The 17,730-nt window shown below is 68.6% G+C and carries 16 protein-coding genes; all 16 read left to right on the top strand.

Annotated elements, in window-relative coordinates; all coding sequences use genetic code 11:
- Positions 1-170: 170 nt before the first annotated feature.
- The 16 genes from HW837_RS18835 to HW837_RS18760 all read left to right on the top strand — a co-directional run bounded on the left by HW837_RS18835 (position 171) and on the right by HW837_RS18760 (position 17,679).
- Positions 171-662 carry a LuxR C-terminal-related transcriptional regulator gene (locus HW837_RS18835; protein ID WP_013000954.1) on the top strand — a complete coding sequence of 164 codons (492 nt, stop codon included), beginning with the start codon at positions 171-173 and terminating at the stop codon, positions 660-662.
- Positions 659-1,828 carry a protein-L-isoaspartate O-methyltransferase family protein gene (locus tag HW837_RS18830; protein WP_013000955.1) on the top strand — a complete coding sequence of 390 codons (1,170 nt, stop codon included), beginning with the start codon at positions 659-661 and terminating at the stop codon, positions 1,826-1,828. Before HW837_RS18835 ends, HW837_RS18830 begins: the two co-directional genes overlap by 4 nt.
- Positions 1,818-2,660, top strand: coding sequence for an SAM-dependent methyltransferase (locus tag HW837_RS18825; protein WP_060878339.1), 843 nt, complete (start codon positions 1,818-1,820; stop codon positions 2,658-2,660). The genes HW837_RS18830 and HW837_RS18825 overlap by 11 nt, the downstream gene beginning before the upstream one ends.
- A gap of 749 nt (positions 2,661-3,409) precedes the next feature.
- Entirely contained in the window at positions 3,410-4,651 is a 1,242-nt protein-coding gene (gene fxlM, locus HW837_RS18820; RefSeq protein WP_013000958.1) for a methyltransferase, FxLD system, read from the top strand.
- Between the two features lie 37 nt (positions 4,652-4,688).
- Positions 4,689-4,859, top strand: coding sequence for an FxLD family lanthipeptide (locus HW837_RS18815; protein ID WP_013000959.1), 171 nt, complete (start codon positions 4,689-4,691; stop codon positions 4,857-4,859).
- 87 nt (positions 4,860-4,946) lie between these two features.
- The gene (locus HW837_RS18810; RefSeq protein ID WP_060878341.1) at positions 4,947-8,075 is read left to right on the top strand and encodes a lantibiotic dehydratase; all 3,129 of its coding nucleotides are present in this window, start codon (positions 4,947-4,949) and stop codon (positions 8,073-8,075) included.
- Positions 8,072-9,304 carry a lanthionine synthetase C family protein gene (locus HW837_RS18805; RefSeq protein ID WP_013000961.1) on the top strand — a complete coding sequence of 411 codons (1,233 nt, stop codon included), beginning with the start codon at positions 8,072-8,074 and terminating at the stop codon, positions 9,302-9,304. Before HW837_RS18810 ends, HW837_RS18805 begins: the two co-directional genes overlap by 4 nt.
- A gap of 22 nt (positions 9,305-9,326) precedes the next feature.
- Positions 9,327-10,373, top strand: a complete 1,047-nt coding sequence (locus tag HW837_RS18800; protein WP_013000962.1) for a thiopeptide-type bacteriocin biosynthesis protein — start codon at positions 9,327-9,329, stop codon at positions 10,371-10,373.
- Complete coding sequence (locus tag HW837_RS18795; RefSeq protein ID WP_037729816.1) at positions 10,373-11,338, top strand: hypothetical protein; 966 nt, start codon at positions 10,373-10,375, stop codon at positions 11,336-11,338. The genes HW837_RS18800 and HW837_RS18795 overlap by 1 nt, the downstream gene beginning before the upstream one ends.
- Positions 11,339-11,459: 121 nt before the next feature.
- Positions 11,460-11,792 (top strand): hypothetical protein, encoded by a 333-nt coding sequence (locus tag HW837_RS18790; RefSeq protein ID WP_013000964.1) that lies wholly within the window; start codon positions 11,460-11,462, stop codon positions 11,790-11,792.
- Positions 11,793-12,522: 730 nt separating this feature from the next.
- Positions 12,523-13,827, top strand: coding sequence for a sensor histidine kinase (locus HW837_RS18785; RefSeq protein WP_013000965.1), 1,305 nt, complete (start codon positions 12,523-12,525; stop codon positions 13,825-13,827).
- 8 nt (positions 13,828-13,835) lie between these two features.
- A complete protein-coding gene (locus tag HW837_RS18780; RefSeq protein ID WP_158953100.1) occupies positions 13,836-14,240 on the top strand; it encodes a roadblock/LC7 domain-containing protein in 405 nt (134 codons plus the stop codon).
- A 38-nt stretch (positions 14,241-14,278) separates the two neighbouring features.
- Positions 14,279-14,599, top strand: coding sequence for a DUF742 domain-containing protein (locus tag HW837_RS18775; RefSeq protein WP_231885015.1), 321 nt, complete (start codon positions 14,279-14,281; stop codon positions 14,597-14,599).
- 25 nt (positions 14,600-14,624) lie between these two features.
- A complete protein-coding gene (locus HW837_RS18770) occupies positions 14,625-15,197 on the top strand; it encodes a GTP-binding protein (protein ID WP_231885017.1) in 573 nt (190 codons plus the stop codon).
- Positions 15,194-16,516, top strand: a complete 1,323-nt coding sequence (locus tag HW837_RS18765; RefSeq protein WP_013000969.1) for a cytochrome P450 — start codon at positions 15,194-15,196, stop codon at positions 16,514-16,516. The genes HW837_RS18770 and HW837_RS18765 overlap by 4 nt, the downstream gene beginning before the upstream one ends.
- Positions 16,417-17,679: a cytochrome P450 family protein gene (locus HW837_RS18760; protein WP_013000970.1), complete on the top strand. Its 1,263-nt coding sequence runs from the start codon at positions 16,417-16,419 to the stop codon at positions 17,677-17,679. The genes HW837_RS18765 and HW837_RS18760 overlap by 100 nt, the downstream gene beginning before the upstream one ends.
- Positions 17,680-17,730 lie beyond the last annotated feature (51 nt).

Here is a 17,730-nt window from a genome sequence, read left to right as displayed (position 1 = left end):
GTGCCGTCCTCCTCGCTTCCGTTATCAGCCTGCCCACCGTATGCATCCTCGCCGAACTCACCCTGCAGCTCTACGACGGGCGATAGCTCACGCCCCAACAAGCCGACCAGCGAAGTGGGCCGGCCCCCGATATGACGACGACTGTGCCAGAACACCGAAGGAGTAGAACCATGTCGGCCCCGGACGAGACCATCTCGCCGCCGCTTTCCCCTCAGGAGCGGGAGGCTCTGCTGGGCATCTCCCAGGGCAGGACGACCGCAGAGACGGCCTGTGACATGGGAGTGTCTAACAGCACGGTCAAGACGTACATCCTCCGGATAGGCGGAAAGCTCGGTACCTCGGAGCGGGCGGGCATGGTGGATCTCGCCTACCGTCACGGGCACTTGGACGTACCCGGGCCCGTGGACTACATGGTCGAGCTGCCCAAGGAGCAGCGCACAGTCCTGGCCGGGCTCGCCGGCGGAAAGACCGTCGAAGAGATCGCGGCCGACGCGAAGCGTCCGCTGGACGACGTTCGCAAGGACGCTCGACGCCTCCTGCGGGTGCTGGATGCTTCCTCGGCCGCGCACGCGGTCACGCGAGGGTGGCAGCTCCGTCTCCTGGGCCCCGCGACCGGCCGTGAAAACAGCCGAGATGTCGTAACCATGGCAGGACAGGCATGAACGCCCGCGTCGAGGCCGGCAGCCTGCGACCGGGCAGTGGCCACGTTCACCAGCACGCGGGGAACGTGCTCACCTGCGATCGGCGACAGGACTTCGTGCCCAACGTGATCCGTACGCATCGAGGTGGTCGCTGGCGCAGGGTGGACCGGAGTAAGAACGCCGGCGAGTGGGCGAAGTTCGTCCATCGCTCCGAGATGCTCGTGTTCGACGTCGACGACGGTGGGGAGGGCGGCCCCGGCATCGTCACGGGAGTGATCCCGTCCAAACAAGACGCCACGGCACGCCTGGCTGCGCTCGCTCCCGTCCCAGGGACGGCCGTTGCCGAGATCGGAACGGACTGCGGCTGGACGGCAGCCTCTCTGGACCACCTTCTCCAGGGCGGCCGGGTGGTAACGGTCGCGGACACAGAACGTCTCGCCGAAATTGCCCGGCAGCGCCTACGCCCCTACCCGCGGGTTCGGGTGGTCAGCGGGCCACAGGCCGGGGTCTTGGGACCGGCAGGTTCGTTCCACGGGCTCTTGTCCCATCGTGCGGTACGCCGTGTGCCGTGGGAGTGGGTCACGCGGGTTCGTCCGGGTGGCCGGCTGTGCCTGCCGGTCCGTCCGGCTCTGGGCGGATCTAGCACGCTGCTCGTGCTGACCGTGGCGCGGGACGGGGCCTCGGCCATTGGACGTTTCCACGCCGAACCGGCTCCGCAGACCGTGTGGCTTCGCGAGCACCGCCCTGGCGAGGGCACCGCCGTAGAGTCGCAGGGCATCCCGAGGTCGTCGGAAGCCCTGGACGCCAGGGAGGCGCACGTACAGCCGGCGGCCCGGTTGTTCGCCGGCCTGCTTCGCCCTGACCTTCGAATGCAGGTCGTGCGCGGCGTTGCGCAGCTCGAAGGGGACGTTGCCGATCGCCTGCGTATTCATGACCATCAGGTGTCTCGGGCAGTGGTCTTCCTCCACTCCCCACGCATCTACGAGTGGGGGCCGCGAGATCTCGGCTCCGATCTGTTCGACGCACTCGGTCAGTGGCACGCGGCCGGAGAACCAGAGGTTGAGCAGCTGGGCGTGACGATCAGAGAGACCGAACACACGCTGTGGCTCGGTGCACCGGACGGTCCATCGTGGCGTCTGCCCGAACTCCACACGATCACCGGCGAGGTGGAGCGGCATGCGACCTGACCACCCGACGCTAATCCCCCCCTCAGCAGCGATCGCCGAGTTGCAGGCACGGCCATCGAGCGCCCGGATGCAGAACTACCTGCTCGGCGGGCGAGACCACTACATCGTCGACCGTGAGGGGGCCCTTCGGGCTGCCGAACGCATGCCGTTCCTGGAGAGCGCCGTCCGCCACGAGCGCCTGTACGTGCTCCTGATGGTGCAGGCCCTGGCCATCGCGGGCATCCGGCAGCTGGTCGACTTCGGCTGCGGCCTTCCCCATAGCCCTACGCCGGTGGATGTCCTGACACGCATTCATCCCGACGCCCGCGCCGTGTGCATCGACAACGACGTGCTGGTGCACACTCACGCCGACGCAATGATGACGGGCAAGGCGCCCGCTGTCGTCGAGAGCCTGTGCGCCGACGTACGCGCCCCCGAGTCGATCCTCGCTTCCAGGGAGATCCTGGAGACGATCAACTGGCGAGAACCGGTCATCCTTCTCCTCGGCAGCGTGCTCCACCACATCGAGGACACCGCGGCGCAGCCCCTGACCGTTCTAGTCGACCAGTACAAACACGTCGCCGCCACCGGCAGCGCTCTTGTCATCACGCACGCCACCGCCGATGTCTCGGGCGAGCCCGTGCGCAGATTCGCCAAGACCATGACGGCGGCCGGCTGCCCCGTCCACCTGCGGACGAAGGAACAGATCGCCCGGCTGTTCGACGGCTGGCAACTGACCGCCCCGGGCCTGACCGCGCCGCAGACGCTGGCACTCGAATACCCGGTCCTGGCCCAGGCCGCGTCATACGCCGGCACGGCCCGAAAGGAGCCCGTGCATGGTCGAGCTGTGTGATCAGCAGAAGGGCGTGATCAAGCCGGTGACCAGCCAACTCTCCCTGGCTTCCCAGCTAGAATCCGTGGCGTCCGGAAACGGGCACCCGGGCGTCGCGGTCACTGACGCTGGACGTCACGTCTGCACCCCGGAGATCCGCATGCCCAGCCCCCGCGCGTTCTCGCGCGTTCCCGTAGACCCCTTCGTGGGGCGGTTGGCCGACGCCACGCCCGGGTGCCCAGACGCGAGTCAGCGCCAGGCCCACCCCCGTCTGGGAGCCGAACTGGAGCCGTTTACGGTCGACATTGGCCCGGTCGCCCTTAGCCGCAGCGCGGCCCTCGCCCGTGTCTGGCCCCATGACGCCCCGTTGGACCCGCCTCTGCCAACGAATCTGCGAGTCCGGGCCGGCCTGACGAACGCCGGTCTGGTCCTGCCCGAGGCCACCGAGACGTACTTCCCGCACATGTCGGCCGCCTACGGGGATGGTCGACACCCACTGCCTCAACGAAATGAACCGGGCAGACGCCCTCGCCTCAGCCCTGCTACGCCACGCCCGCCATCACGTGACCGGGCGCGTCAAGTCCGTGTGGCTGGTGAGGGAACCCAGCATCCCGACCGCCGCACCTACACCTTCGAACGGATCCAGGAGCTGCCCCTGGGGCGCTGAACAACAGCCGACTTCCGCCCGTCGGCATCCATCGCAGAACCACCATGCAAGTGGCGCCGACGCTGGAGGCGAAGGCGCATGAGGCACCGTAAGGAACCCCTCTATGACCGATGTGACCGCTAGCTCGCCCTCAGCAGTAAAACTGCGAGACAAACTCGTGAATGAGCTCGTGGCCCAGCACGTGATCCAGACCAAGGAGGTCGAAGCGGCGTTCCGTGAGGTGCCCAGGCACGTGTTCGCCCCCGAAGCTCCTCTGGAGAAGGCGTATGCCCAGACCCATCTGGCGACGAAGCGGGATGACCACGGCATCACAATCAGCTCGGTATCCGCTCCGGAAATCCAGGCCACCATGCTGGAACAGGCGGGGCTTCGGCCGGGTCACCGTTGCCTGGAAATCGGCTCCGGCGGCTACAACGCCGCGCTGATGGCCTCTCTGGTCGGCGAGAACGGCGAGGTCACAACGATCGACATCGACGAAGATGTCACTGACCGAGCCCGCGCCTGCCTGAAGAACGCCGGATACCCGCAAGTAAACGTCGTCCGCACGGATGGCGAGGACGGGTGCGCCGAGCACGCCCCCTACGACCGGACGATCGTCACCGTCGGCAGCTGGGACATCCCTCCGGCATGGGTGGAGCAGCTCGCCGACGGCGGAACCATCACCGTCCCGCTGCGGATGCGGGGCCTGACCCGATCGATCACCTTCGCCCGGGAAGGAGATCACCTGGTCAGCCAGTCGGCGAAGATCTGCGGATTCGTCACGATGCAGGGAGCCGGAGCCCACCAGGAACGGCTGCTGCTCCTGCGCGGCAAGGAGATCGGTCTGCGGTTCGACGACGAGTGGCCGACCGAACCGGACGCGCTGAACGGTGCGCTCGACACCGAGCGGGTCGAGGTGTGGTCGGGGGTGAAGATCCAACGCCACGAGCAGTTCGACACGCTCCAGATGTGGCTGGCCACCGCCCTGGACGACTTCTGTCTCCTCGCAGTCGACCCGAAGCTGGACACGGGCCTGCTCTCCCCCCAGAACAAGATGGCCTGCCCGGCCGTGGTCGAGGGCGGCAGCTTCGCCTATCTCGCCCTGCGGAAGCTGGGCACAGAACCAGATCCCGTGTTCGAGTTCGGAGCACACGCCTTCGGTCCCGACGCCGCCGCGCTCGCCGACACCTTGGCCGAGCAGATCCGTGTCTGGAGCCGTGACCACCGCGGCGGGCGCGGCCCGAGCATCGCGGCCTACCCGGCCGACACACCCGATGACCGGCTCCCCGAGGGGCGAGTCATCAACAAGCGGCATGTCCGCGTCCTCATCTCCTGGCCGACGGAGGACTTGCCTCCGGCGAGCTAGGTCAACCGCACCATCTCATTCAGAAGGAGCGAACAACATGAAGAACTTCGAAGCCGCGACCACTCAGGTCGATGTGGACTTCACGCTCGACGTCCGCGTCATCGAGGCCGGTCTGCCGGTCCGTGACCTGCTGCGCGACACCAGCGACAACTGCGGCTCCACCTGCTCGGGCACGGCATGCGCCTCGTTCACGGGCGACCCGGCCTGACGCTGATCACTGCCGGTGGCGCCGGGCGGACATCCCGGCCGGCGCCACCTACCCCCGCACGCTGCCGAAAGGGAAGAAGAGGAGCTGATGACAGCAGGAGCGGAACGGCTGCTGTACCGGCTGGCTGGCGTGCCCATCGTGCGTGCCACGACGCGTCCAGACGGGGCGCCTCTCGCCGAAGGACTGAGCTTGTCCGGTTCCCCTGAGGCAGTGGTGGCCGAGGGGCTGGCCTGGCTGACACAGGCGTGGCAGCACGAGGAGGCACGGCGCGCCGTGGAGACGGCCAGCCCTGCGCTGGCCCAACAGATCTCGGGGCTGCTTGAGGGGCGCTCCGTCCCGGTCCGCCAGGTGCGCCGCCTCGTGGTGTCTTTGGCCTCCTACCAGTTGCGCTGGCAGGGGCGAGCCACTCCGTTCGGTCTGTTCGCCGGAGTCAGCACGGCTGAAGTCGGCACCGGCGCTCACGTGCGGTGGGGCGAGAGCCACCGCACCGTCGCCAGGGCGGACGCGCAGTGGTTGGGAGCCGTCATCGCCCCCCTAGAGCAGCATCCCCGCCTGCTGGAACGTCTGACGGTGATCACGAACCCGGTCGCGTTCGTGCGTGGGGACCGACTCGTTGTCCCCGGCGAGCCGCCCGACGACTCTCCCGGCGTGCTCGCGCCGATCGAGATATCCGTCGGACACACGCGTCCGGTGCGCACCGCGACGGAGGCCGCTCGCGAGCCCATCCGGTTCCAGGAACTGCTTACACTGCTGGCCGCTGAGTACCCGAGCGCACCACCGGAGCAGATCCGTTCCCTGCTGGCCGGACTCGTCGCCCAGCACCTCCTGCTCACCAACCTCCGGGCGTCGATGACCGTCCCGGACGCCCTGGGCCACCTTCGGGCACAGCTGGAGGCGGCTGACGCCGACGAGCTGCCCGACCTCACCAGCCTGGTGCACGACCTGCGGTTGATTCACGACGACCTGTCGTGCCACAACGACACCGTTGCTTCCCCCACCGCCGCCTACGCCATGAGGGCCGCGGTGGCTGAGCGCATGAACGCGATCTGCGACATCGCGCCACAGCCTCTGGTTGTCGATACAGCCTTGGACTGCGACGTGTCCCTTCCCGAGGCAGTGATCCATGAGGCCGAGACCGCCGCCTCCGCGCTACTGCGCCTGACGCCCTACCCGTTCGGCTATCCCCGGTGGAAGGACTTCCACGTCCGATTTCGGCAGCGGTACGGAGTGGGGGCCGTGGTCCCCGTGGTCGAGCTGATCGGCGACACCGGTCTGGGGCTGCCCGCCGGATACCTGGGCTCGCCTGTGGCGAACACCGCACGCACGCTGACCGAACGCGACGAAACCCTGCTTGCCCTTGTCCAGCAGGCCGTCATCGACGGTGCCGAAGAGATCGTGCTGACCGAGCCCCTGGTCCGCCAACTGGCGGTCGGCGACCCCTCCGAGATGCTTCCGCCGGCACGCGCTGAACTCACATTCCAGATCCACGCCACCTCGCCGCAGGCGGTGGAAAAGGGGGCGTTTCGCCTGCTCGTCAGCTCAGCCCCGCGCCCCGGCAGCAGCATGGCCGGACGGTTCGCTGACCTGCTGCCCGAGGCGGACCGCAAGATCCTCGCCGACACATACGCCGCCCTGAGTACCGACGCCCCGGGGGCTATTGCCGCCCAGCTGTCGTTCTTCCCCCGTCGGCGGCGCAGCGAGAACGTGGTCCGCACGCCGCAGCTGCTCCCGCACACGATCTCCCTGGCTGAGCACCGCGATCCCCACCCTGATCTCATCCCACTGCACGACCTCGCGGTCACGGCGGACGCTCGCCAGTTCCACCTGGTCCAGCTATCGACCGGCAGGCGCGTCGAACCGCGGGTCGTGCATGCCCTGGAGGCAGGCACCCTCACGCCGCCACTCGCCCGCTTCCTCGCCGAGATCACCACCGCGCGCTGCGCCGTCTACAAGCCGTTCGACTGGGGAACCGCGGTACGCCTGCCGTACCTGCCGCGGCTGCGCTACGGCCGCAGCGTGCTCTCGCCGGCACGCTGGCTCCTGACGGCCGCAGACCTTCCCAAGCGCGCTGCCACGCCAGCCGAATGGGACAAGGCCCTGGCGACATGGCGTCGTCGGCTGCGCGCCCCGGAAGCCGTCGTCGCGTGCGAGTCCGACCTGCGCCTGCCACTCGACCTAAGCCAGCCCCTCCACCGGGCACTGCTGAGGAACCGCCTCGACGCGGCCCGTGAGGTTGAGCTGCAGGAGGCCCCCACCCCGGCCGACCTGGCCTGGATGGGCCGCGCCCACGAATTCTTCCTCACGCTGCGCCTTGCCCAGCCGCGTGCCGCCGAGCGGAACACGGTGATGTCGTCGCCGCTCCCGGCCGTCAAGCGCGACGCTGGACATCTTCCGGGCCGCTCCGAATGGCTGTACGCCCAGGTTCACGGACATCCGGACCGCCAGGACGAAGTCCTGACTGAGCACCTGCCGCGCCTCCTCGACGGCTGGACCGGCCTTCGGCAGTGGTGGTTTAGGCGTCACCGCGACACCACCCGCCCGGACTCCGAGCAATACCTCGATCTCCACCTGCGCCTGCCCACCCCCGGCGAGTACGGACAGGCCGCCGCCCGGGTCGGAGAGTGGGCCGCCGACCTGCGCGGCTGTGGCCTTCTTGCACACCTCCAGCTCGCCACCTATTGCCCCGAGGCGGGACGCTACGGGCACAGCGAGGCGATGGACGCGGCACACGAGGTGTTCGCCGCCGACTCTGCCGCGGCCCTCGCCCAGATCACCCTCGCCATCCACACCGGGCTCCCGCCCAAAGCTGTCACCGCAGCCGGCCTGGTCGACCTCGCTGCCTCCTACGCAGAAAGCCCCGACATCGGCATGCGCTGGCTGATCGACCGTCTTCCGCACGAGCAGGGCAAGCTCGACCAGAAGTTGCGGGATACCGGAATGCGATTGGCCGACCCCGCCGACGACTGGGCGACGCTGCGCGCCACGCCGGGCGCCGAGACCGTGACACGCGCCTGGGAACGACGCAGAACCGCCCTCACCACCTACCGCACGCACCTTGCACGCCAGCGCGATCCCTACAGCGTGCTCAGATCCCTGCTCCACATGCATCACGTCCGCACCATCGGGGTCGACCCGGACCGCGAACGAGTCACCCACCGCCTGGCCCGCGCCTCAGCCCTGCGCCAGAGCGCCCGCGAACACTGGAGGACGCCGTGAAGGTAGGGCCCCGCTTCGCGTCCGCCGCCGCGCAGGCGATTGCCCGGCTGCTGACGACGCCCGAACCGCTCCCTCCTGGACGGGGCTGGAGCAAGCAGTCTCTGTCCCGAGGGGCGGCCGGCGTCGCGCTGCTCCACATCGAACGCGCTCACTGTGGGGAAGGAGGTTGGCAGACCGCGCACTCGTGGGTGACGGCCGCGGCCGGGGATGGAGTGAGCGCCGCGGACAACGCCAACCTGCTCTTCGGCGCACCTGCCCTCGCCTTCATACTCCACGCGGCCGACGCGGACGGGACCGTGCGATACGGCCCAGCTCGCACAGCAGTGGACACGTCCGTCGTTGCTCTCACCCACCGCCGTGTTGACCTCGCACATGCACGGATCGACCGGGGCGAGCTTCCCGCCTTCGGCGAGTACGACCTGCTGCACGGCCTGACGGGGCTCGGCGTCCATCTCCTCCAACACGCAGCCGGTAACGACGCCTTGGAGCGGGTACTGACCTACCTCGTACGCCTGACGCATCCTCTGCGGGCTGACGACGAGACCCTGCCGGGGTGGTGGGTCTTCCACGACCCCCAGCTCAAGCAGTCTGATGCCTTCCCCGGCGGTCACAGCAACTTCGGTATCGCGCACGGTGTCGCCGGGCCACTCGCGTTCTTAGCCCAGGCTTGGCGCCGGGGCATCACCGTCGACGGGCATGACGAAGCCCTCCACCGGATCAGCAGCTGGCTTGATACTTGGCGGCAGGACGCCGACTCGGGTCCGTGGTGGCCGCAGTGGATCACCCGTGGCCAGTTGCGCACCGGCAGGCCAGGCCAACTCGGACCGTTGCGGCCGAGTTGGTGCTACGGCACCCCGGGCCTTGCTCGCGCTCAACAGCTCGCGGCCATCGCCACCCGCGATATCGCACGACAGCAGAGGGCTGAACATGCCCTGTCCCGCTGCCTGTCCGACCCGGACCAGCTCAACCGGATCACGGACAGCAGCCTTTGCCACGGGTGGGCCGGGCTGTATCAAACGGTCTGGCGGACTGGCCGCGACGCGTGCACACCGGAGGTCAGGGCGCACGTGCCCGCGATAGCCGACTACCTCTTTCAGCAGTGCCGCACTGGCCTTGGCGACGACATCGGCTTTCTCGAAGGGAATGCGGGACTTGCCCTCGCCCTGCACACCGCCGCCCACACCACACCGCCGGTCTCCGGGTGGGACTCGTGCCTGCTCATCAACTGAGCCGCCCCCGGATCACGAAGGGATGAGGAAAGTGGAAGTTGCCGTATCGCCGCACCAAGCGGCTCAGAGCGTCCTGGAGGTTTTGGCCGGCGCCCCGCTCCACGAGGTCGCTGCCCGTGCGGGCCTGGATGTCGGTGACCTCGCCGATGCCGTCGAGGTCTACCAGGCCGCGGGAGAACACGCCCTCGACGCTCAAGCCGAGGCTGCTCAGGGCTGGTACTCCGTCTCGATCCAGTTCGCCGACTGGAACGCCGCCGAGCAGACCGCGCTAGCCGGCCTCGGTCCACAACTGGGGCAGGCCGAAAAGGCGGGGGCGCTCGCCAACTGGTGGTTCCTTCGTAAATACCCCTGCTGGCGTCTGCGCTGCCGACCCGGCTCCTCGGCCACGCGTGCCGATGCCGAGAAAGTCGTGAGCACCATCCTGGACAGGCTCATGGCCGACGGTCTGGTGGACCGGTGGTGGCAGACCATCTACCAACCCGAGTCCCTGGCATTCGGCGGCCCCCAGGGCATGGACGCAGCCCACGATCTGTTCCACGCCGACAGTCGGGGGGTCCTCGACTACCTGCGCCGTCATGACTCCAGCACGATGCCCGGCGGTTCCCTCGGCCGCCGCGAGGTGTCCGTGCTGCTGTGCTCCGCTCTGTTCTTCGGTGCCGGGCAGGAACCGCACGAGCAGGGCGACATCTGGCACCGTGTGGAACAGCTGCGCCCCCTGCCCTCCGACACACCCACCGCCCGGCTGACCGGGATGACCGCGGCGCTGCAAGTCCTGATGAGACTCAACACCAGCCCCACCAGTCCCCTGTTCAACAAGCGTGGCTCGCTCGCCTTCCTCGCGCCCTGGGCCGACGCCTTCGAGACCGCGGGGCGACGCCTGGGCGGCGCGGCACACGCAGGCACTCTCCACCGGGGCGTGCGCGACGTCCTCGCCCACCACGTGATCTTCGCCTGGAACCGCGTGGGCCTGGACAGCCGAACCCAGGCCATCCTCGCGCGCGCCGCACGTGACACCGCAATGAACCCGTCGAACGCCCTGCCCGGGACCCCTTCATCGGGAGGCAGTTGATGTTCACAGAGCCCGACGATCCCAAGATCACAGCGCGGATGCGAACCGCCCGTGACCTGGCTTGCGCTGTCCTGGACGCCCTGCCCGAGCAAGACGCTGCCGAGACCTGGGGGTGGCGCGGCCGAACGCTGAGTGGGCCTGTCATCGCTCCCAGCGGCCCAGCCTGGCTCCGTGTCGGCTGCGCTCCCTCCGGCGACATCAACTCCACCTTCTGGAACGGCTCCGTTGCCGCCCACCAGGCCCTCCCGGAGTCGGTACCGCGCCCTCGGCTCCACGTCGTTCACGACTGGAACGACGCGCACTGGACCTACCGCGCGGAACTGTACGAGCGGGTCACTACTTGGCCCGCCTCCCCAACCGCCGCACTGACCACCGCCCCGGATCTGCGATCTACCTGGTGGCGGGCCGTCCGCACCGTGCTGCACGACATCGCTCAGGTGCACACCGACCGCTTCTCCGTGCACCAGCCCTTCCTCCAACGCGCCATGCCACAGTTCCTCGGCACCCCGATCGACACCACACCACCGTCATGGTCCACGGCGCACGGCGACTTCCACTGGGCGAACCTGTGCGCGCCCGAACTCCACATTTTCGACTGGGAAGGCTGGGGCCTCGCCCCGACCGGCTATGACGCCGCCGTGCTCCACAGCTACAGCCTGCTCATCCCCTCCGTCGCCGCCTGCATCCGCCGCGAACTGAAAGGCATGCTCGATACCCCCGAGGGCCGGTTCGCCGAGCTCGCCGTCATCACCCAGCTCCTCCACAGCACAGCCCGCGGCGACAATCTCGAACTCGCCTGGCCCCTTCGCCGTCGTGCAGAGCATCTGCTGGGACGTCCCGTCCCCCAGCCTGAACGTCCGATCATCGCCCCGGACAACCTTGAACGCACCGCGCCGGCAAGTCTCCGCGCAGAACACCGATCGCCGCTCGCAGCTCAGCAGGGCGATAGGCAGGCCACGGCATGAGCGCACACCCACAACGCACCATTTTGGGCAGTCCCATCGCAGATCGCGTGGTCTCGCACCTTCCCCTGGCGTGCCGCCCCGCCTGACCGGACCGGGCAGAACCCTCACGAAACAGGAAGGAATGGACGAACACGGCTCGCTCTGGCAGATCGGCGTCATCGGCCACGGCCCGCGCGCCACCGAACTTGCCGACCAGGTCGCCACCGAGATTAGCGAGTGGAACCAGGGCTGGGGCAACAAGCCACCCGAACCCAGCTTCCGTATGGCCGTCGGCGACGCCCGCGACCAACTGGCAGCCTCTGAGTCACGCTTCCTCATGGACAAGACCCGCAGCCGCCTCGCCCTCAAAAGCCCCGGAGGAGTTGGGCCAGCGATGCCATCACAGCAATGGAAGTATTCAGTCTGGTTGACCAGCATCCCCGAACGGACAGAGCAACGATATTGGCCGATCTAGACGCCAACTCCCTTCTGCACCATGCATTTTTCACAGACTTCTGACCTGAGAGCATCGATTACCCACCTGGTTTGTGTGTAAAATCATCGAAGGCCGGAAACGGTCACCCGGGCGTCGCGGACATGACGCAAGACGACAAGCCTGCGCGCTCGCCCGGAGAACACCGTGTCCCACTCATCTGCCGCCTCGACGGTCTGCCTTCGCCTCACAGACACCCCGACTGCAAGCTGCGCATTCGTTCCAACTTCCGCAGCGACGCCGGCCCTTCTCACTCTGTCGGCTAGATTCTCTTCATTCCCCGGAAGTACGGTCTCGACAGAAAAACACACCCGTGGGCGCCACTTACTTTTACGCCCGTCCGTCGACCGAGGCAGTACGGCAGCTGACCCGCGAATAAGACCTTCGTATCAGCCACACCGTAGCGGCGTCACGTCTCACTTTCTCATTCCACAGCAGCTCTTTCGGTTCATTCGCGGACTCCCTCCTGGAGAACGTGAGCGGAACGCAAGAAGAGACCGTCTGCCGGAGGATGCACGACGGCAACCGCCCCCTTTACCGGCCTCTCGTCGGACCACGACTGTTCTCGTGCGGCGAGATGAGCCCAGCAGTTATGCAGCGACGGCCCCAGGAAGCATCTGCTCCGCTTCTTGTTGGGGCGGCTCGAAGCTGCTCTTGCCCCGGTCTCTCCGTCGCCAGCGGCCTGAACTTGGACTGAACTACGGAGTTTTTCATGCTGATTCCTGACGTGCTGGCGGTGTTCGCCGCTGCGGGCGCTGTCTCGGCCACCAGCGCGGGCTCGTGGCTCGTGATGAGCGCTCGCCGCCGGGCCAGGAGGGCCGTGGACGCTCGCACCGCGTATGAGCTGCACGTGCAGGCGGTGCGTGAAGAGACGCGGCACCTGGTGACTGTGCGGCTCCCGGGTCTGATCACTCATCTGGTCCATCCTCATGTGCCGGTGCCGCCGTTGGCCGATGCAGGGCTGCGGGGCACGGAGGTAGAGGGCTGGCACCGACAGGTCCTGGATCTTGTGGCGTCGGCCGTGCGCGAGGAGCGGATACGTGTCGATCTGGCGGCGCAGAGCGTGGTGCGGTGGACGGCACAGTCCGCGCGGTCGTCGTCGATCCGGATGCAGGAACTGCTGCAGGGCATGCAAGACCGGTTTCACCAGGCGGGGGTGCAAGAGTTCGTTCTGGCGTTGGACCGGCAGAACGAGTTCACGCGACGGCGCTGGCAGGCCGCGGGAATCGTGTGCGGGGACACGCCGGGGCTGACGCGGCAGGATACGCATCTGTCCGACATCGTGACGGCCGCGCAGTCGCGAATCGAGGGCTTCGAGCGGATCGAGACGGTCAACTGCCTGGCCGAGGACCGTAATTTCGGGATCACCGGGGCAGCGGCTGAGCCCGTGGCCATCGTGCTGGCCGAGCTGCATGCGAACGCGGTCTTCTACTCCTCCGGCACCATCGCGGTCCATACCGAGATCCACGAGACGTCCTCCGGGGCAGCCGTGATCATCGACGACGCCGGTGTGGGACTGCACGAGGACGACCTGGAGTTCGCCGAGCGCATGCTTTCCGGGCGCAGGGTCCTACTGACCGAGCTGGGTGACCCGGTCCGCCTCGGCCTGGCCGCGGTCGGGCGGCTGATCCAGGACTACCCGCTGCGCGTCACGTTCGGCAGGTCCCAGTACGGCGGCGTGCGAGCTGTGCTCGACATCGGCAAGGAGCTGCTAGTGGCGATGGCGCCGGCCGTGCGGCCGTCGGTGATCTCGCCGATCCCCGTGGGCGGCAGGCAGCCGTCCGCGCTGACCCCCGAAGCAGTAACCGGCGGCGCCCCGGCCGGTCCGAAGTCACTGCCGCGGCGCCGCCGCCAGCAGCCGGACCACACCGCTGGCTCCGGCCTCGCCCCGGAGCCAGCGGTGGCGGCGCGTGATGCCGAACAGACCCGCGGCCTCTACACGAGCTTGCAGCGGGGCACCATCCGGGGCCGGAGTGATTCCGTCCCCGCCGAGACCGAGGAAGGGACCGTCCGATGAAGGCGCCGGTGCAACAGGATCTGAAGGGCTGGGCGGAGCGGCTGGTGGAGGTGCCCGGTGTGCAGCTGGCCATGTTCTTCACCGATGACGGGCTCAAGGCCGGCGGCTCGACCAACCTGCACGGTGACGCGCAGGCGGGCGCTGCGGCGATGGCCAGCGGAATGTTCAGTACGGCGCTGGCGACGGTGCGGGCGCTCAACCGGCTCCCGGACACCGCCGAGGTCGCGCTGGATCAGATCACGGTGGAGGTCGGGGGGCAGTTCCTGATCGTCATGGCGGCCGGGAACCACACGAACCTGGCCGTGTGGACCGAGGCCAGGGCGGACATCGGCAACGTGGCCTTCGAAATGGCCAACCTGATCGGCAGGATCGGTGCCAAAGCCTTCGACTCCCCGGCCCGGGAGCACCGGTGAGCCCGCGCCCGCCGGGGCCGCGGACGGTGCCCGCGTATGTGGCGACGAGCCGGCACAGCGCGCCGCGCCGCAACACCTTCGGCGAGCTGACGCGGCTCAAGCGGTGCGGCGGCTACGAGCCCGCGGGACTGGATCCGCCCCAGACGCACCTGCTTCATCTGCTCGCCGCCGGATCGCTGACCGTCGTCGAGGTCTCCGCGCACCTGCGGCTGACCGTCCACGCCGTGTGCGTGGTCGCCTGCAGTCTGGTGGACGCGGGCTTGGTCGAGGCCCGCGCTCCCATTCCCGAGGCCGAAAAAGTCGATACCACGCTCTTGGAAAGGGTGCTCGTTGGACTCCAGAGGGACAGGTTCGGTTGAAGGGCTGCCCGGCAGTCCGGCGTACGTGGACGAGCAGGTGCGCTACCTGGTGAAGTTCGTCGTGGCCGGCGGGCTGGGCGTCGGGAAGACCACGCTGATCCGCACGGTCTCAGAGATCACGGCGCGCAGTACCGAGGCGGTGATGACGGCCTCCAGCATCGCAACGGACAGCCTCACGCTCACGCCGCAGAAGTCGACCACCACCGTCGCACTGGACTTCGGACGTCGCACCATCGACGACGAGGTGATCCTCTACCTGTTCGGCGCCCCGGGGCAGTCCCGCTTCATCACCCCGCTGTGGCCGGCCCTCTCCCAGGGCGCCCTGGGCGTTCTGGTCCTCGTCGACATACGCCGATTACAGGACTGCCATCCCTTCCTGGACCTCGTCGAGCGGGCCGGTCTGCCCTACACCGTGGCGGTCAACCGCTTCCCCGACACACCCGACATCGCCGAAGCGGACCTGCGCGGCGCCCTCGATCTCGCCGACACCACACCGCTGGTGATGTGCAACGCCCTGGACCGCCTGTCCTGCCTGGACGCACTGATCACCCTGGCCCGCCAATGCCTGGCCCGAGCCCGCCTGGACCCTGTCTCATGACGACGACCGCACCTCTGTATCTGCCGCACGCCTACCGCCTATACGAGCCCGGCTTCGCGCAGGACCCGCACGCCTACTACACCCACATGCGCGCGCACTTCGGCGACGTCGCCCCCATCGAGATCAGCCCCGGGGTGTTCGGGCACCTGGTCATCGGCTACCGGCTCGCCCTGCAGCTGCTGCGCGACACCCAGACCTGGTCCAAGGACCCCACCGTGTGGGTGTCCCATCTGCCGAAGGACTCACCCGTCCTGGGCATGCTGGGCCCGCGCCCCAACCCGCTCTTCGCCGACGGTGAGCGGCACGCCCGCTACCGGCGGGTCATCACCGACTCTTTCGGCCGGATCCAGCCGCACCACCTTCGCGACCTGGTCCGTGAGATCGCCGCTCTGCTGATCGGCCGATTCGCCGGCGCCGGGATCGCGGATCTGATCGCCCAGTACGCCCGGCCGATCCCCTCCTATGTGATGAACCGGCTGTTCGGGCAGCCCGATCACGCCGCTCCCCGCCTGGTGACCGCGCTGGCCGGTCTCATCGAGGGAGGGGAGAACGCCGCCGCGGCGAACGCGGAGTTCGAGGCGTACATGCGCCGGCTCCTCGCGCTCAAGACCGGCGAGCGAGGCCATGACCTCACCTCCTGGATCATGGACCACTCCGCGGGGCTGAGCCCCGAGGAAGTGCTCCACCATGTCGTGCTCACTGTGGGCGCCGGGCAGGAACCCACGACCAACCTGATCGCGAACGCCCTGGCGATCATGCTGTCCGACGACCGGTACTACGCCGGCGTCACCAACGGCGCCCTCGCCCCTATCCACGCGGTCCACCGCGTCCTGCGCGACGAGCCGCCGATGGCGAACTACGCGGCGCACTACCCACGGCACAACGTGCGGATCAACAACCTGAGCATCCCGGCCCACTCCCTGGTCATGGTCTCCTTCGCCGCCGCCAACGCCGACCCCCAGGGCCCCGGCGCACCGCTGTCGGGCGAGGGCTCCCACCTGGCCTGGTCCGCCGGACCGCACGCCTGCCCCGTCAAGGACCCCGCGATCCTCATCGCCGTCACGGCCATCGAGGAGATCACCAGCCGGCTGCCCGACCTCGAACTCGACGGCCGCCGCGAGGACCTGCAGCGGCGCATCGGCCCCTTCCACACCGCCTACCGCCACATCCCCGCAACCTTCACCCCCCTGACCGCGCTTCCCACGACAGGAGACCGAGCATGGCCCGGCAATCCCTTCCGTACGTCATCGACCCCGCCGGACGCGATATCCCCGCAGAAGCCGCCCGCCTGCGCGCCCTCGGCCCCGCCGTGCGCGTAGAACTGCCCGGCGGCATACCCGCCTGGGCGATCACCCGCCACACCGTTCTGCGGGACCTGCTCCTGGACGACCGGGTCAGCAAAGACCCGCGGCACTGGGAGCTGTGGACCTCCGGGTGGGTCGAAGCGAACCCCGAGGCCCACTGGATCTACAACTGGACCGGCGTCACCAACATGTTCACCGCCTACGGGCCGGACCACCGACGCCTGCGCAACCTCGTCGCCCCCGCCTTCACCGGCCGCCGCACCCTGGACCTGCTCCCCCGGATCGAGGAGATCACCACCAGCCTCCTCGACTCCCTGTCCACCCGCGCCGCCTCCCTCCCCGGCCGGCCGGCCGACCTGCGGATCCTGTTCGCCTACCCGCTGCCGCTGCTGGTGATCTCCGAACTGTTCGGCCTCACCGAACAGGAACGCGGCGACGCAGCCCACTTCGTCGACATGATCATGGACACCACCACGCCGCCCGAGATCGCCGGCCAGATCCTCACCCACACCCGCAGCGTCATGGCCCGTCTGCTCGCCCGCAAACGCGAACAGCCCGGCAACGACCTCACCAGCGCGCTGATCACCGCCCGGGACCAGGGCGACCGGCTCAGCGAACAGGAACTCGTCGACACCCTCATCCTCACCCTGGGCGCCGGCTTCGAGACCACCGTGAACCTGATCGGCAACGCCATCGCCGCCCTCCTCGACCACCCCGACCAGCTCGACCTGCTGCTCAACGGGGCCGTGCCCTGGAAACAGGCCATCGAGGAAGTCCTGCGCTGGGCACCGCCCATCACCTCCCTGCCCCTGCGCTTCGCCACCACCACCATCGACCTCGGCGAGGAGACGATCATCCAGGGCGAAGCCATCCTCACCACCTTCGGCGCCGTCGGCTGGGACCCAGACACCCACGGTCCCCGCGCCCACGAGTTCGACATCACCCGCGAACCGGGCAAACACCTCGCCTTCGGCCACGGAGTCCACCACTGCCTGGGCGCACCCCTGGCCCGCGCCGAAGCCACCATCGCCCTCCCCGCCCTCTTCACCCGCTTCCCCGACCTCCGCCTCACCATGCCGGCCCCGGAACTGACCCCGTTCCCCTCCTTCGTCTCCCACGGCCACACCACACTCCCCGCCCACCTCACACCCTCACCGGCCACCTCAACCGCCACGTAGGGCACGGTCCTTCGCATCCCTCGCCAACCGTGACGCCCCAGGGAACGGGCG

This window comes from Streptomyces caniscabiei (assembly GCF_014930365.1).
GTDB lineage: Bacteria > Actinomycetota > Actinomycetes > Streptomycetales > Streptomycetaceae > Streptomyces > Streptomyces caniscabiei.
This window is presented reverse-complemented; position numbering and strand designations above follow the sequence as displayed.